Annotated in this window: 11 protein-coding genes; 6 read left to right on the top strand and 5 right to left on the bottom strand. The window is 36.8% G+C overall.

Going from position 1 to position 16,102, the window contains the following annotated elements:
- Positions 1–141 precede the first annotated feature (141 nt).
- The 4 genes from QOL71_RS14070 to QOL71_RS14085 all read right to left on the bottom strand — a co-directional run bounded on the left by QOL71_RS14070 (position 142) and on the right by QOL71_RS14085 (position 6,311).
- The gene (locus tag QOL71_RS14070; protein WP_283417548.1) at positions 142–1,017 is read right to left on the bottom strand and encodes a helix-turn-helix transcriptional regulator; all 876 of its coding nucleotides are present in this window, start codon (positions 1,015–1,017) and stop codon (positions 142–144) included.
- 61 nt (positions 1,018–1,078) lie between these two features.
- Positions 1,079–2,203 carry an alpha/beta hydrolase-fold protein gene (locus QOL71_RS14075; RefSeq protein ID WP_283417549.1) on the bottom strand — a complete coding sequence of 375 codons (1,125 nt, stop codon included), beginning with the start codon at positions 2,201–2,203 and terminating at the stop codon, positions 1,079–1,081.
- 21 nt (positions 2,204–2,224) lie between these two features.
- A complete protein-coding gene (locus tag QOL71_RS14080) occupies positions 2,225–5,305 on the bottom strand; it encodes a glycoside hydrolase family 2 TIM barrel-domain containing protein (protein WP_283417550.1) in 3,081 nt (1,026 codons plus the stop codon).
- A gap of 10 nt (positions 5,306–5,315) precedes the next feature.
- Positions 5,316–6,311, bottom strand: coding sequence for an alpha/beta hydrolase (locus QOL71_RS14085; protein WP_283417551.1), 996 nt, complete (start codon positions 6,309–6,311; stop codon positions 5,316–5,318).
- Between the two features lie 217 nt (positions 6,312–6,528).
- Here QOL71_RS14085 and QOL71_RS14090 point away from each other — a divergent pair, with 217 nt between their 5' ends.
- From QOL71_RS14090 to QOL71_RS14115, 6 genes are all read left to right on the top strand, one after another.
- Positions 6,529–6,984: an Hsp20/alpha crystallin family protein gene (locus QOL71_RS14090; protein WP_283417552.1), complete on the top strand. Its 456-nt coding sequence runs from the start codon at positions 6,529–6,531 to the stop codon at positions 6,982–6,984.
- An 81-nt stretch (positions 6,985–7,065) separates the two neighbouring features.
- Positions 7,066–8,238, top strand: coding sequence for a cation:proton antiporter (locus tag QOL71_RS14095; RefSeq protein ID WP_283417553.1), 1,173 nt, complete (start codon positions 7,066–7,068; stop codon positions 8,236–8,238).
- Positions 8,239–8,434: 196 nt separating this feature from the next.
- Positions 8,435–10,090: an AraC family transcriptional regulator gene (locus tag QOL71_RS14100; RefSeq protein ID WP_283417554.1), complete on the top strand. Its 1,656-nt coding sequence runs from the start codon at positions 8,435–8,437 to the stop codon at positions 10,088–10,090.
- Between the two features lie 510 nt (positions 10,091–10,600).
- The gene (locus tag QOL71_RS14105; RefSeq protein WP_283417555.1) at positions 10,601–13,495 is read left to right on the top strand and encodes a hypothetical protein; all 2,895 of its coding nucleotides are present in this window, start codon (positions 10,601–10,603) and stop codon (positions 13,493–13,495) included.
- 29 nt (positions 13,496–13,524) lie between these two features.
- Complete coding sequence (locus QOL71_RS14110; RefSeq protein ID WP_283417556.1) at positions 13,525–14,106, top strand: hypothetical protein; 582 nt, start codon at positions 13,525–13,527, stop codon at positions 14,104–14,106.
- Positions 14,107–14,255: 149 nt separating this feature from the next.
- The gene (locus QOL71_RS14115; RefSeq protein WP_283417557.1) at positions 14,256–14,657 is read left to right on the top strand and encodes a hypothetical protein; all 402 of its coding nucleotides are present in this window, start codon (positions 14,256–14,258) and stop codon (positions 14,655–14,657) included.
- A gap of 72 nt (positions 14,658–14,729) precedes the next feature.
- Here the strand turns inward: QOL71_RS14115 and QOL71_RS14120 are convergent, their stop codons facing one another.
- Positions 14,730–15,836, bottom strand: coding sequence for a PAS domain-containing sensor histidine kinase (locus tag QOL71_RS14120; RefSeq protein WP_283417558.1), 1,107 nt, complete (start codon positions 15,834–15,836; stop codon positions 14,730–14,732).
- Positions 15,837–16,102 lie beyond the last annotated feature (266 nt).

Here is a 16,102-nt window from a genome sequence, read left to right on the forward strand (position 1 = left end):
TCATCCAAAAAAGTTGAACTGAAACGAAAAAGATATTTTGTGATACGAAACGGAAATATTTCCAAAGTGTATAAAAAGTAAATGCCAAAGAACTTCTTTATGATAGTAGTTCTTTGACATTAGCAAAATTTTGTTTAATTTTTATAATCTTTCTTCCGAAGGTAATTTTCCGAAATAGCGTTGATAAAGCTGTGAAAAGTGGCCCCGGTTGCAGTAACCGATGGAATCGCCTATTTCTCCAACCGATTTTTCTGTTTCCAAAAGCATCTGACGGGCGGCTTCCATACGAGTCTTGATAATGTACTGGCGGATTGGCAGTTGTGTGTAATCTTTAAAACCTTTTTTCAGGTCGCAGTTGTTAAGCCCGCAGTATCGGCTTATTTCTTTAATAGCAAGCTCACGGAAAGCATTGGTATCTACAAAATCCTTTGCCAGTTTTATTTTCTCTTCAAAAGCTTTTTTGGATTCAAAGGTTTTTTCATCGGAAAGAAGATAATGAATCCAATAACTCAGAAATTCCAGAATACGGCTTTCGAGAATTATACTTCCCGAAAAATCTTCAAATGGTGTATCAAAAATTGTTTTCAGCTTTTCCTGACTCAGATAATTACGCTCTGCATTATTCAGCTTTTCCATCAGTAGTCCGTTGTCCTTTGGAAATAGATTTTTAGGAATAAAAATTCTCATACCGTCAATATCGGTGGTATCGTGTTCGAACTCTTTTTCTCCGCTGATAAGATTACTGCTGATCTTTCCTTCCGTACTGATTCGGAAATCCATCAGGTCATTTTCACCAACTTTATGTGGCGAATGGAAAATGGTTTCTTCTCCAAAATTCCATTTTCCACGGAAGAAATGGAAGTTTTTTTTGCTGAAAAGAATTAATTTACCTGTTCCCAAATCATCGGGCATTTCCATAAATGTCGAATTTAGGAAATCCTGATGCCGAAACCTGTAATCATGAAGCAGGCCTTGCTTAAAACCTTCGGATTCGAGATAAGGAAGAACTAATTCCATGAGAAAGAAAGATTTGCTTGTGGTAAGTTAACAAAAATTTAATACATGACAAAAGTCATGTTTATTTCTTAAAAATTTTTTGAGCGAACTGATACAGACATCGTCTCCAAGTAAGCCATTCGTGGTAAGTCCCAGGAGATCTGTACTGAACAAAAGGGTAATCATTACTTTTCAAAAAAGCGGTGAGAGTATTGTTAAACTCTTCAAAAAGGTTTCCCTCTTTTTCTCCAATTCCAATGAAGAAGAATGGTTTTTTTTCAGATTTCAATAAATTTTGGATGGGAAGTTCCTTATAAGGTTCTGCTTGTGTCCCTTCATAAATGACCGGACTGAAGGCTCCTATTGCAGAAAATTTTTCCGGATGATTCACACCGATCAGCATGGCCTGGTAGCTTCCTCTTGATAGCCCTGCCACCGCATTGTTTCCATTAGTTTTATAATGTTTTTCGATATAAGGCATTAGCTCTGAAACCAACCATTTGTCGAGTTTTTTTGAAGACAGTACTGTTCTCGGATAATTGTCGGGCATTCTTTCCAGTTCGGGAGTCAGAGCAACACCGTAATCCATTATAACAATCATTTCTCTAGCTTTTTTCGCTGCAAAAAGATTATCTAGAATGTTTTCAATGTAACCTTGCCTTTCCCAGCCTGTTATATCTTCTCCAGTTCCGTGGTAGAGATATAAAACCGGAAATTTCCCCTTTTCGTAGTTGGGAGGAAGATAAACTTTGAAATTCCTCACATTCTTCGTGATGTTTGAATACAGACTATCATTCAATATTTTGCCGTGTCTTATATTTTTTCTAAGAAAAAAGTCTTCTCCGGACGGAATTTCTATTCCGCTTGTTGGCTGGCCATAACCGAAATACAGTTGCGTATTCGGATCATTGGTTCGTTTTCCATCAACATTCAGCCAATAATAATGAAATCCGATTTCTACAGGTGAAGTAGTAATAGTCCAAAATCCATTATTATCCTTTTCAGAAACCGATTTTACATTTTTCATTCCGTCACCACCATCCAGAACAACGGATTTCGCATCGGGAAAATAAATTTTAAACTCAACTTCATTTTTAGCATTTATCCTTGGAAATTCTTTTCCTGAAAGGTTTGTGGAAGAAGATTTCCAATCCTGTGCAAAAAATAACTGGATGAAAAACATACAAATAATTAACGAAAGTTTCATTTTTAAATCATTTTTGGGAAGTTATTTTAATTTTAAAATATACGAAAATTCATAATCAGAATTCTTGAGCAAATACTGTTCGTGGGGAAGCGATTTCCAGCTGTCATCGCCTCCAATGCCGCGTTGGTTAAGGTCGATATTCAGGTAAATATTTTTTCTTGGTGGCAAATCGGTTGGATGCTGCTGTTTTTTGGTGTAGCCTGGATCCAAATCTTCTGTACTGTGATGAATCGCTGTGAAATTAAGTTCCTGCAAACCTTCAATAGAAACTCCGTGTCCGTTTTCGTCTCCAAGTTCCAGCCAACGGATCCCGGTTCGGTTTCCGCTTTCCTGTGGCCGAATATAACCTTTATAATATTGATTTTCGGTAAAATCTTTATAAATCCCTACAAAGGAAGCGGTGTTTCTATCCTGATAATTTTCGTAGGGACCTTTGCCGTAATAAGTCAAATGATGAAAATTTTGCGGAAGAATCATCCTGCTTCCAAAACGTGGAATCTCGGAAAATTCCGTCTGTTTGTTTATGGAAAACGTCAGTTGAATGCTTCCGTCATTCAGAATATTATATAAAATCTGATAATCCATCTTATTGAGCGAATATTCACACAAAATTCCAAAACCATTCTTATTTTGTGGAGAAATTGTCAGATTTTTCAATTTTAAATCATTGTGCGCATTTCGCCAAAAGCCTAATTTTTGTGGCATTTTGTTCCCGAAATCATTATCAGTGGGCGCTCTCCAGAAATATGGCTCCGGAAGCTGTTTCAGTTGTACAAAACTGTTGGAATATGACGTGAATTCACCTTTTTCTTTATTGAAAACACCTTTTGTATTTCCCGAAACAAATGAGATTTCTTTATCATTTTCAGAGATTTTGAGATCTCCAGAATTTTCTTTTTGAAATTCAAAAAAGTTGCCCGAAATTTTAAACTGTTCCCAAGCCAGTTCGGTTTCTTTCGGCAAGATTCCCCAATCTTGGTTGGTTATTGCTTTAAAATTAATGAAATATTCTTCTCCTGGAACAATTTCCGGATAATCGATTTTGATTTTTCCTGTTTGCCCAGGTTTTAAATTCAACCGAAAACTTCCGGTTTTAATGACTGTTCCGTTTCCCAGAATTTCCCATTCAAAGTTAAATTTTTCGGTAGTGGAAAAATCATATTCATTTCTAATTTCAAAATTTGCGGACTTTATATCTTCAGTTTTAAAATTGATGTACTGATAAACTTTCCGTACTTCGTAAGCGCCGGGATCTGGTGTTCTGTCAGAACTCAGAATTCCATCTGCAACGCCATTTTCATCGTTATAATACATAAAACTTCCCAAATCTCCACCATAAGCGTAGAAAGTTTGCCCATTCAAATCTTTGGTTTTCAACCCCTGATCAACCCAATCCCAGATAAATCCGCCCTGCATATATTCGGATGAGCAGATAACCTCAAAATAATCCCTGAAATTCCCATTACTATTACCCATTGCGTGAGAATATTCGCACATAATGTAAGGTCGTTTCTGGTTTTTTCTTTGGAAGAATTCTTTCATCTCCGTAAATGAAGGATACATCGGGGCAATAATATCCGTATTCCATTCTTCGTGTGCCTGTTCAAACATAATGGGACGGCTTGGATCATAAGCTTTCACCATCTTGTACGTTTTTTTGAAAACCGGACCGTTGCTGCATTCGTTTCCGAGCGACCAAATAATTACGGACGTATGATTTTTGTCTCTTTTTATCATTCTTTCCGTCCTGTCAAGGTGTGTTTTTTCCCATTCCGGAAGATAGGCGGGATGATGAATGGTGTCGAGACCGGGTGAGTTGGCGTCTCCCATTCCGTGGGATTCGATGTTAGCTTCGTCCACGAGATAGAGTCCATACTGGTCGCAAAGTTTGTAAAATTCCGGATCGTTGGGATAATGCGAAAGTCGGACTGCATTGATGTTGAATTGCTTCATTAGCAAAATATCTTTCAGCATCAGTTCTCTGGTGGTGAAATGTCCGGTTTCCGGATCGTGTTCGTGGCGGTTGACACCGTGGATTTTGATAGCTTTTCCATTTACAAGAAGCTGCCCATGCTTAATTTCCACTTTTCGGAAACCTATTTTTTCGGAAATGAATTTTTCTGAATTTTCTGTTTTAAATGAGATCAGAACCGTGTACAGATTAGGATCTTCAGCTGACCATTTTTTTGGATTTTTAATCCCGGATGTGAAGTAAACGGTTTGTAAAGTATCTTTATTTAAGATAATATTTTTCTTTTCAGAATATATTTTTTTATGGTTCTGATCCAAAATACTGAGATTTAACTCGGCATTTCGACCTTGAGAATTTGAAAACTTCCTTACATCGATGTCTGCCGAAAATTTGGCATTCTGGTTATTTTTGTCTAAATCAGTTCTGAAAAAATAATCCCAAAGAGTGACATTGGGGAGCTGATACAAGTATACATTGCGTTCAATTCCGCTAAGCCGCCAAAAATCCTGATCTTCAAGATAACTTCCATCGCTCCAGCGGAAAATCTTAACGATCAATTCATTGTTCTTTTCGTTTAAATAATTTGTAATATTAAATTCCGCAGGGATTTTGGAATTTTTCGTCATCCCAATTTTCTGTCCGTTAATCCAAACGAAAGCACAACCTGAAATTGAACCGAAGTGCAGAATAGTCTGCCCGTTATTAAAAGGTCTATCAAAGTTTTTACGGTAAATTCCGACCGGATTATTATCGCCTATAAAAGGTGGATTTTTCGGAAAAGGATACGGAATATTGGTATAAATTGGTATCCCAAAACCCTGCAATTCCCAATTAGAAGGAACTGAGATAGAATCCCATTGCCAATCCAAAGGTTTTGAAAAATCGAAATCGGCTTTTTTATAATCAGCAAAATATTTAAAATCCCATTTTCCGTTTAATGATTTGTAACTATCTGATTTTGAAAAATCCTGAAACAACGCCAAATTTTCGTCATCAAAAATTATAAATGCAGAGTGTGATTTTTCTTTTCCTTTTTGCAGGTAAGAAGGATTTTCCCAATCATTCGATTGGGAAAAGAACATTGAGAAAACGATATGAAAAACAAATATTAATCGAAATTTGCGGGACATCCAGAGTATTTTATTTTAAAAATTGCTTCATAAGTCGTAATGTGATGTCCATACTTCCGGGAAGAGGCATTCCATGCGCATAACCTGCAAAGACATGAAGCTCAGTAAAATTTCCGGCTTTCATTAACCTGTCTGCATACGCTAAACCACTGTCACGAAGAGGATCGGCTCCTGCTACAAAAATAACTGTGGGTGGAAGATTGTTTACATCATCAATATTGCCGGGCATAACATATTTGGCTTTGGAATTTCCATTTTTACCAACATAAAAGCTTTCCATAATAGGAAAATCCTGACTTTTCAGTCCGGGAACACGGGTAAACTCGATTGTAGAAGGATAATCAGTACGAAAATCTCCCGGAAGAATTTCCAATACTTCTAGGCTGATTTTCGGCCCTTTCTGATCTCTTGCATACTGCGCCAGACTTCCTGATAATCCAGCACCTGCACTAGAGCCTCCTACAGCAATTAAATTTGGATTTCCGCCGATAGTTTTTGCATTCTCATTGACCCAAACGAGTACTGCATAAGCGTCATGAAGTGCCGCAGGGAAAGGGTTTTCTGGCGCCAATCGATAATCTACATTGATGACCACGGCCCTACCTTTAACAGCATAATCGGCGCAACGCTGGTGATCCCATTTTGGTGTCCCAAAAATAAAACCGCCGCCGTGAAACCATATAAAAACAGGGAGATTCTCAGCATTTTTAGGTTTGTAAATCGTAATTGGAATTACAGCATCATTTTTTTCCAGCCCCTGGATTTTTGATTGTATAACATCTAAATTGTCTTTGTTTTTCAATTCCGGCCAAGGTTTATCGAGAAGTTCCCTGCGTTGCTTTTTTATTTCATCCAATGTAATATCCGTAATTGGTGTGTAAACGGCAATTGAAAATTGTGGCAGGAGACGTTTTCCGGCTTGTTCCAACGATAGAGGTTTATATTCCTGAGAAAATAACGCCCCAGAAATGATTATAAGTAATAATCTTAGGATAAACTTTTGCATGATAAAATTTGTTATTCAGATTATCAAATTTAATGTTATGCTTTATTGCCACTGATACGAAAGAGATATTTTATGATACGAAAGAGTAAAAACATCCTCATTCTGACATTTTTTCATTCGCAGCATGACATTTTTTCCATCCTGTTTTTTGGTATATCGTTTGTAAATTTTCAACTGTGATCATTGAATTATTGTTTAACATTAAAAAACGTTTGTTATGTCAATCGAAAAAAGAAACAATGGCAGTTTGCTCCCTGCAAATCCACGTACACTGTTCGATGACTTTTTCAGTCGCGAACTTTTTAATTGGGGCAACAATAATTATTCTTCCACTCTTACCACTCTCCCATCCGTAAACATCAGAGAGAATCCTGAAAATTTTGTAGTGGAAGTCGCCGCACCGGGTATGGAAAAACAAGATTTCCAAATTAGCCTGGAAGGTAATCTCCTCACCATCTCGTCTTCGAAAAAAAATGAAGCGGAAGACAAAAATGACAATTATACCCGTAGAGAATTTAGCTATCAGGCTTTTCAGCGCAGTTTTGAGCTCGCAAGAGATGTAGTGGACGAAGAGCATATTGAAGCTAAATACGAAAATGGAGTTTTGAAGCTCACAATTCCTAAAAAGGAGGAAGCTAAAAAACGTCCTCCTAAGCTGATCGAGATTCAATAATATTATAATTGGTTTCCTTTTGGAAACCAATTTTCTATTCTATCCGGTAATTAATTCATTATCAATTTTAATTATTAAATTATGCATGGATTACTTTCGGCCATATGCATTTTGTGCCTCACCACATTAGGCATAATGCTTCTTTTGAAAAAACTGAATCAACCCTATCTTATTGCTTATATTATTGCAGGTATAATCTTGGGACCATATGTTTCAGGAGTTTTTACCAAACCGGATGAAATAGAAATCATCGGTGAAATCGGAATTCTGCTCCTGATGTTCTTTTTGGGAATGGAGATCAATGTTCCGAATAACCGAAGCCTACTTATAAAACCTGTGATAGCACAAAGCATAAAAATACTTCTAAGTATAATATGTGCCCTTGCGATAGGTTATATGACAGAGCTTTCTCTGAATAGTATGATCCTTATTGCTGTACTTTTTATATTCAACAGTACTGCGGTAGTCAGTGAGTTTTTGAAAAAACACAATACTTTAAAAACAACATTCGGAATCATGATCCTTAATATGCTGATATTTCAGGATCTGCTGCTTGCTCCTGTGTTAACAATACTGAAAGTATGGGACAATAAGAACTTTGATTTTCTACAGATTACATTACCTATATTGGTCTGTATTGCTATTTTTCTGCTTTTAAGAAGAGTGAGAAACATACAGGAAATCAGGCTTCCGGGATTTTTTCATACTCTTGAAAGTGATCATGACCTGCAGGTGTTTTCAGGATTGATTATTTGCCTTGGATTTGGATTATTCGCAGAAACAGTGGGCTTGAGTGGTGCGCTCGGAAGTTTTATAGCCGGCGTTGTTGTCGGAAGAGTGAAGTCATTTAACTGGCTCGAACATTCATTAATGCCTTTTAAAGTATTTTTCACAACGCTTTTTTTTGTTTCCATAGGACTTCGGCTTGATCTTTCGTATCTGTATTTTAATATAAAAACTGTTCTGCTGGGAACTTTCTTTGTTCTGGCAAGCAATAGTGTGATGTCGGCTATCATTTTCCGATTGCTAAAATATAACTGGAAGGACAGTTGGTATGGCGGTGCCTTACTATCTCAAACAGGAGAATTTGGCATATTGGCATTATCTGTTGCTTATAAAACAGGGATTATTGAATACAGCTTATACAAGACCGGACTTGGAATCACCTGCCTGTCTCTGTTATTCTCCACCATCTGGATCGCCATCCTGAAAGGTATTATTGAAAAAAGATCATTAATTAGTCAGAAAAATTAAGCCTTTATATAATTAGAAATGTGTCTTGTCAATCTTTTTACTATCGTATAATATGTAAATCAACTAAAAATATATTTTTTAATTAAAACACTGAAAAACAAAATTATACAACAATATTTTTAAGAGCCATTTTCCTGATTTTGATTCAAAACAAAAGACAGAATACGTGTCTGGTCATAATTGTTAAAAATATATTATGTTAACTTTGAAAGTTCAACAACAATACATGATGACTATAAAATTAAAATGTTGGAAGATTATTGTTTTCCGTTTGGTATTTCTTTTTACTAATTTTCTTATCAACAGTTTAAACGGCCAAAATGCAGAAGCATACAATCAGATTTACACAAGAACCTATCTTGAAATTTCTCAAAAAGATTTTCCGAAAGCTTTAAAAATTGCTGACTCTCTATATAATACTTCTGAAACCCCTCGCTATAAGGCCAAAAGTCTGATGCTTTCAGCTTCATTACTTCAACAATCCGGTGAATTTAAAGATGCTATTGATTACGCTTTAAAAGCAGAAAAAATACTTGAAGACACCGATGACAATGTGTGGAAAGCAAAAATATCCGGTTTCCTTGCTACTCAGTACCGTCATCTGAAGCTCTTTGACCAGTCTAAAAAATATATTGAAGAAACGTCAGAAACCATCAAAAAGATAGATGATCTCAGACTTGTGAATCAGACCAACGGTTTTCTGATGCAGGAAAAAGCTTACTATGAAAACGAACATAAAAATTACAGACAATCCATCAAATATATTAATGACGCTTCGAGCTATTTTAAATTAAGCGGACAGGACAATCCGTTTCTCTCAGCTAATAATGAACAGCTTTTAGGTTTGAATTACTATTATCTGAAAGATTATTCTAAGGCTATGGATTACTATGAGCAAGCTTTGGACAAGCTGAATCATATGTCAGACAACTTTCTTAAAGCACTCGTATTGAATGGAATGGCGCAGATATATATTGCTCAAAAAAATCCTGAAAAAGCAAAACCTTTGATAGACCAGGCACAAAAAATGGCTGAAGAATCTCCATATCTCAGTCTAAAAAATGAAATATATGAAAGCTCCCAGCAATATTATGCTTTAACCAAAGATATTGAAAAACTGAACCAGGCTAAGAAAAAACAGGATTCTGTCTCGGAAAAGATAAGCAATAAAGCTTCAGCTTATATCAACGACTCTTACACCAGACTAAAGAAAGATAACGAACTGAACAAGAAACAATCGGGGTGGAAAAATGTCATCATTATGTCTGTACTTTTGATACTAATTATCATTATTGTCTATTTTGTAATTTATAGAAAACGACAGAAAGAAAAATTTGCTAAAATCCAGCAGATTCTAGAAGAAATCGAACAAACCAAACCGGCATCTCTTCCGGAAACCGAGATTACACAAAATTTAGCGTATGAAGATGTATCGGAACCAAATATTGTAAATTATGACACCGAGCCAGAGTCACAGGCGCTGATGACTCCTGCTACTGAGAAAAAAATCCTCAGTAAATTGGATAAGTTTGAACAGACAACATTATTTACAAGAAATAATGTATCACTTCCATATGTAGCTGCTTACTGCAGTACGAATACTAAATATCTTTCGTATGTTGTCAACACTTATAAAAAGAAGGATTTTAAGAATTATATCAATGAGCTACGAGTCAGACATATTATTTATAAATTGAAAAATGACAGCCAGTATCACAAATATAAAATTTCAAGTCTGGCTGAAGAAGCCGGTTTTTCATCTCAGAGTAAGTTTGCAGCTGCATTCAGAAAAGTTACAACTGTGTCACCGTCTGAATTTCTTGAACATTTAAGATCCCAGCATCTTAATTAAACGATAGATTTTTTAGGAAACAGATGTATTATGTTTTATAAATCGTAATCCATTTGTGATAAATTTCAGTTATTGTATTCAATTAATTCAATGCTGAAGCCGAATTACAGCTGTTTAATGACTTCATAATACCATTCTTGGAAGATAAATGATTATTCAAGCTTACATCATCTTTTTATTTTCGCTAAATAACAGACTATTAAATTATTAAATCTCTATTAATAAAGCTTTATCCTGATTCATTTTCCCGAATATGACCCTTCATTTTATTGCACACCCGCTTTTATAGCTGCTATTTTGCACCAGATTTTTTGACTTGCTGGAAACAGAATACAAATGATGGAAAAAAATCTAAAATGCTTTTCCCGACAATCTATCGGGAAAGTATTTTTTACATCAGCATATGAGAACAAGAATCAATATGCTTTTATAGCTGTTAATAACTAACAACACAAGATGACACGGAAAATTTTAAACTTTCTCAACAGAGGAAGGTTCATATACGCTGCTATGATCCTTCTTAATTGCAATCTTTTTTATGCTGAAGGCTCAAAAGACCTCTACCCCAGCGGTGTATCCGGAGGACGAGCTTTTTTATACAGCAATTCATATACAGCTGGTGGCACAACAATGGCTTCATGGCCATTCAAATCCGCAGGAACCCATTATGCATACGTTAAAGCGGGCGAAGCTATTCATGCGGCATCAAGTGCCCAAGGTAGCGGAAACGGCAGGATTATATTAACTGCGCCTGATGGCACCGTTTATACTTCTCCTAATAATACAACAGGACAGATTGGTAGCAGAACTGCAGAATTGGCAGGCCCCAGACTCCTGGCACAGGCAGCTGGATCTAACCGCTACTCCACTTTTAACAGAACAGCTTCAGCTAATCAGGCTGGTATCTGGAAAATCGAATTTACGCCGACTGGTGATGTTAATTCCTCCGCTACACCTTCCGTGACAAGTGTTGCTGCGGATGCTGCGTGGACACAGTCTGCAAATTCTGAACTAATAGCAGCTTGGGATGTCTCTGTGGAGTCATCGGGCTCGTGGATAGCTGGCAGAGTCTATTCCAATGTAATGAATCTTCATATCAGTAATGCCCAAAGTGGATTTTACGGACAGGTTTATGCTTTAACAAAAGATGGCTACATCTATAGAGTCAATAATAATGGCAATAACGGTGTTGGTTTTACATTTTTTGTGAATAATAGAGGTTTTATTTCTAATAATACTTCAACTTATAAAAGTATGGATTTTTCAAGCGGAATTTCCTCTTATGTACAAAGTCCTCTTAATGCCGATACTTCTACAGATATAACCCATAAAATATTCTACAGCCAGCCGGCATCCGATATGCCGGCGACAGCAACCGGCAGTGTACCCGGAAATACCACTTGGCTTAAAACCACCGTAGTTGAGCCAACAGTGTTTAATGTTAGTCTCGTCGGTGCAGAAACAACACCGGGACAGGTCAGCAGCGTCAAAGGCGGCTATGTCAGGTTTAATGCTGCGGTACAGGGCTCATATACAATAACGATAGAAAGTGCCTCTACGCCGGCAACATTTGTAATAAGGACACTTACAGGAATTGCCACTGCAGGTAACAATAATATATTCTGGGATGGAAAAGACGGTAACGGAAATAATCTTCCGCAAGGCAATCAGCCGATAAGACTCAAAGTACAACTGCGTGGTGCAGAAGTCCATTTTCCATTTATTGATATGGAAATTAATCCTAACGGTATGGTACTTGAGCTTTTAAACGGTACCGATACTACTAATGAACGCTACCGCGTATACTGGGATGACAGTGATATTACAAGAACGACAACCAATAATCAAGGAAAAGGCTCTACTCCCGCCAATGCTAGTGTAAGTGGCTCATTAAGTGGACCAACAGGAACCGGAGGTCACATGTGGGGACAGCAAACCAATAATACCAGTCCTCTATCATCCGCAAATCTTGGAAATGGTTTTGGAAATGAAAAATCTATTGATACCTGGTCCTATATCAAAGGTCCAATTGCACAGTCTGAAACATCTGTCATTGTCAAAACAGCAGACCTGCAGGTTACGGCGGTAACCGCAGATAAAACAACTCTTGCTATTGCAGACCAGATTACCTACACAGTAAAAGTTAAAAACAATGGTCCCAGTGATGTCGAAAATGCACCTTTCACTTTTATAGTTCCTTCAGGATTTGATCCGCAATCTTTTACTTTTAGCGGTAATAATTGTGGTGGTGAGGCGGTAGCTGTTACATACAACGCTACAACACATACCTATTCCTCACAGCTTAATCTTCCAAATGGCTGTGAAATTACTTATACTTTTACAATGCTTGTAAGCAGTGCTGCAACACCAGGCCCTGTACAGGTTCAGGCTGCTATTCTCAGACCGAACGATGTAACGGATCCTGACGCTACTAATACAACACCGGGAGTCCCTCCTACCAGTGCGCAATATGAATGTGCCAATAACGGACTTGGTGGTGTTTGCAATAATATTGTTAATCATAACACGGTAACTTTCACACCTGGTGAAATTTGTACAGAACCTGTCAATGGTAACACATTTCAATGGAGCATTGCCGATTCACCAGGTCCATATGTTACCCAAAACATAACACAGCCTGCTTCCAATTACGGTTTTGTTTTTGACATTTATGAACTGGATAACTCATTCAACCTAAATATCAACGGTACATTAATAGCAGCCCAAGAACTTCAGTTCCAGTCGTCAGGTACATCAGGTATTAATGTCAGATTTGCAGACGGCTCTCAATATGAAATCAATACAACTCATAATGGATCAGCTGCTGATATATGGCAAATGCGAGGCAATGCAGCTAATCCGCTGATCCGTATTTCTATCAGCCCGGCGGGAGTTATTTCATTGTACGGCAGTAAGGCTTCATATGGTCCTCTTCAGCCGCTGGTGCTGACCAATGGCAATACATTGAACGCTATTACCTGGAATCATACAGGAACCAATAATATTACTGTGACACAAAATGTTGTTGGGCTTACTATCATGGACGGATATGGGTACGGACTTAACATTACTCCTTGTGCCTGCTATCGGCCTGCTATACTCACAGGTAACGGCCCGGATACCAAGATGGGGATCACACTTTTAAAAAGGGCTGGTGGCGATACAGCCGGGAACTGGCCGATGGCAAGAAAATCAGGGCATATTGCCTTAGAATCGAATAACAAAGGTTTTGTGATTACCCGGTTGTCTACTGTTGAAATCCAGGGACAAACCAACCCAACAGTCATTACACCAAAAATTACAAACCCTCAGGAAGGCATGATGGTTTATGATACTACAGCTAAATGTCTAAAAATCTATCACGACGGTATCTGGAGTTGCTTTAACAAACAAGCATGTCCTTAGTGATGTTGTTAATTAAAAATAATTTAATAATGAAACTTTTATTTTCAATAATCGCCCTATCTCTATATTCCACAGCATTTTCACAAGTGATTATCGGCAATGCAGTAGGAACTGTGCCTGTCGGACAAAAAACTTCCGTTCTGCTGGAGTTCGCAGCAGGCCAAAATAAAGGTATTGTGCTGCCTTATTTACGAACACTTCCATCTGGGATTGGCCTTACAGAAGGCACCATTATTCTGGACGCCAGAGATGCAACCAAAGCAAAAATAAAATATTATAATGGCGTCACAGATATGCAATCTTCTGATGGATGGTTTGATCTCAGCAATGGTAATGCAGCTGACATCTCAACTGTAATAGCTACACAGCCTACTTCTGCGACTGTTACGGAAGATCCGGCAGCAAAAGTAATTATTGGCGCAGACAGTACTTCTGCAGATGGCGTTTTGGTTTTGGAATCAGACAGCAAAGCAATGGTTCTTCCTATGGTAAATAGTACTGATGACATTCCTGATCCCGCTCCGGGCATGATGGTTTATATCAACAAAGAAGGCGCAAAAAGGCTGGCCGTTTATAATGGTAGTATGTGGACATTCTGGAAAGCGCCTTAAGAAAGAAAGATAAATAATAAATAAAATATGGCTGGGCAGTGTTTTTTTAGAAGGTTAGAAATCTTATAATTTGTGTTTTTTCTGTCCAGCCTTTAATAAAGATGAAAGTCAGCAACAAAAAAAGTATTGAGAAATTAGGACTATTTTTAATGTTCATGCTAATACTGGATCTTACGCTTATCGGTATGCAATGGTTAATAGTCAGGCAACCAGACCAATTCATAATAACATTACTAATATTATTCATTGCATTGGTCATTTATATGACTAAGCTTAAGTACACTGAATTTGAAAATTCTGGGTTTGTTATATCGATAAAGAAAAAGCATCTATTGAATGGGAGTGGCTTTGTATTTCCTTTACTGGAATTTCCTTCAGAAATCATTAAAGACTGCAAACTCAAATCTCAAGTGATTTACCTTCAGGTTCTTAATTCTACAAACTCCAAAAAGAAAGTTCAGGTATTCAGAATAAGTTTAGCAGGATTTGATCCTAATGAACAAAAAGAAATATTGCATCAGATTCTCAATGACAAATCTAAACTTTATTAAGGTAATGGAACAAAAACCGGATCAAAATAACCCTGAACTGAATGTTAAAAGTATTCCATCAGGTTAATAAACTTAAGTTATAGCTATATTAGCAGGAAGCTTTATCCAAAAAGTACTTCCTTTTCCAATTTCACTTTCAACCCAAATCTGACCTTGATGCTGAGAAATAATTTGTCTACACAAATACAGACCTAAACCTAATCCGGAAATATTGCTCGAGTTATGAATCTGGTAAAATCTTGAAAAAATATTTTCAAAATGGTCGGGATCAATACCTAATCCGTAGTCCTTAACACTTATCAGAATATTATCATTATCATTTTTCAGCGAGACTTCAATATTTTTGTTGTCATTTGAATACCGCACTGCATTAGTTAACAGATTAACGATTACCTGTTCGATTTTATATTTATCACCAAACAACATAACAGACTCCAGATCAGAATGTAAAGTAATGACGAAGCTCTCATTTGAATCTGAAATGAGTTCAATCGTATCCTCAAGTAAACTTTTGACATCAAATTCTTCAGGACGTAAGATCAATTTACCAGATTCTATTTTAGAAACATCCAGCAAATCGGATATCAGATGGTTAATTTTTTTTGATTGTGAAAGTGCTTTTTCTACAAAGACCTTCACTTTCTCATCACTAATATTTCTGGATAAGATCTGAAGATAGGCATCCATACTGGTCAATGGAGTTCTTAGCTCATGACTGGCTAATGCTATGAATTCATCTTTTCTTTTATTGAGATCCTTTAATCTGTCAAGCAATTCCGCCTTTTCTTTCTGTGCATTATGACGTTCGCTAATATCGCGGGCAATTTTTGATGCGCCAATAATGTTGCCATTTTTATCAATTACGGGCGATACTGTAACAGAAATCGGAAATAATCGGTCATCTTTAGTTTTTCTGATGGTCTCAAAATGATCAACTCTTTTCCCGGCCTTTATCTGACCAATAATAAAATCTTCCTCATTCAACCGATCTGCGGGAATGATCAATGAAATATGCTTTCCTATTGCTTCATCCTGCAAGTAACCAAACATTCTTTCGGCAGCGGTATTCCAGCTTGTTATAATCCCATCTAGTGATTTGCTGATAATAGCATCGTGACTAGACATCACTATGGCATTGAGTAATGCTTGCTTATTTTCCGATTTGTTAAATATATCCATAGTTTAATTTCTACATAACTTCATACATTATTGTTAATCACAGAATAATTGGATTTTAAACCTGTAATTACAAATAAAAGACTTTGAATTTAATTCTGATTAAAAAAATAGATAAAACAAAATAAAATTAGTTATTCGTCCAGTACAGCTTTATGATCCAAATCATAAACGACAAAAAAAATATATAAAAAATAATATTTAGTCATAAAAATTCAATAATATTTCACTTTTGGTTTGTATTTATCAAATCCGATAGTATATTTGCA

Source organism: Epilithonimonas pallida (genome assembly GCF_900182975.1).
In the GTDB taxonomy this organism is placed as follows: domain Bacteria; phylum Bacteroidota; class Bacteroidia; order Flavobacteriales; family Weeksellaceae; genus Epilithonimonas; species Epilithonimonas pallida.

What these genes read in the sequence shown, in the direction of transcription:
- QOL71_RS14070 (WP_283417548.1), bottom strand. Translation starts at nt 1,017, where the DNA reads ATGGAATTAGTTCTTCCTTATCTCGAATCCGAAGGTTTTAAGCAAGGC.
- QOL71_RS14075 (WP_283417549.1), bottom strand. Translation starts at nt 2,203, where the DNA reads ATGAAACTTTCGTTAATTATTTGTATGTTTTTCATCCAGTTATTTTTT.
- QOL71_RS14080 (WP_283417550.1), bottom strand. Translation starts at nt 5,305, where the DNA reads ATGTCCCGCAAATTTCGATTAATATTTGTTTTTCATATCGTTTTCTCA.
- QOL71_RS14085 (WP_283417551.1), bottom strand. Translation starts at nt 6,311, where the DNA reads ATGCAAAAGTTTATCCTAAGATTATTACTTATAATCATTTCTGGGGCG.
- QOL71_RS14090 (WP_283417552.1), top strand. Translation starts at nt 6,529, where the DNA reads ATGTCAATCGAAAAAAGAAACAATGGCAGTTTGCTCCCTGCAAATCCA.
- QOL71_RS14095 (WP_283417553.1), top strand. Translation starts at nt 7,066, where the DNA reads ATGCATGGATTACTTTCGGCCATATGCATTTTGTGCCTCACCACATTA.
- QOL71_RS14100 (WP_283417554.1), top strand. Translation starts at nt 8,435, where the DNA reads ATGTTAACTTTGAAAGTTCAACAACAATACATGATGACTATAAAATTA.
- QOL71_RS14105 (WP_283417555.1), top strand. Translation starts at nt 10,601, where the DNA reads ATGATCCTTCTTAATTGCAATCTTTTTTATGCTGAAGGCTCAAAAGAC.
- QOL71_RS14110 (WP_283417556.1), top strand. Translation starts at nt 13,525, where the DNA reads ATGAAACTTTTATTTTCAATAATCGCCCTATCTCTATATTCCACAGCA.
- QOL71_RS14115 (WP_283417557.1), top strand. Translation starts at nt 14,256, where the DNA reads ATGTTCATGCTAATACTGGATCTTACGCTTATCGGTATGCAATGGTTA.
- QOL71_RS14120 (WP_283417558.1), bottom strand. Translation starts at nt 15,836, where the DNA reads ATGGATATATTTAACAAATCGGAAAATAAGCAAGCATTACTCAATGCC.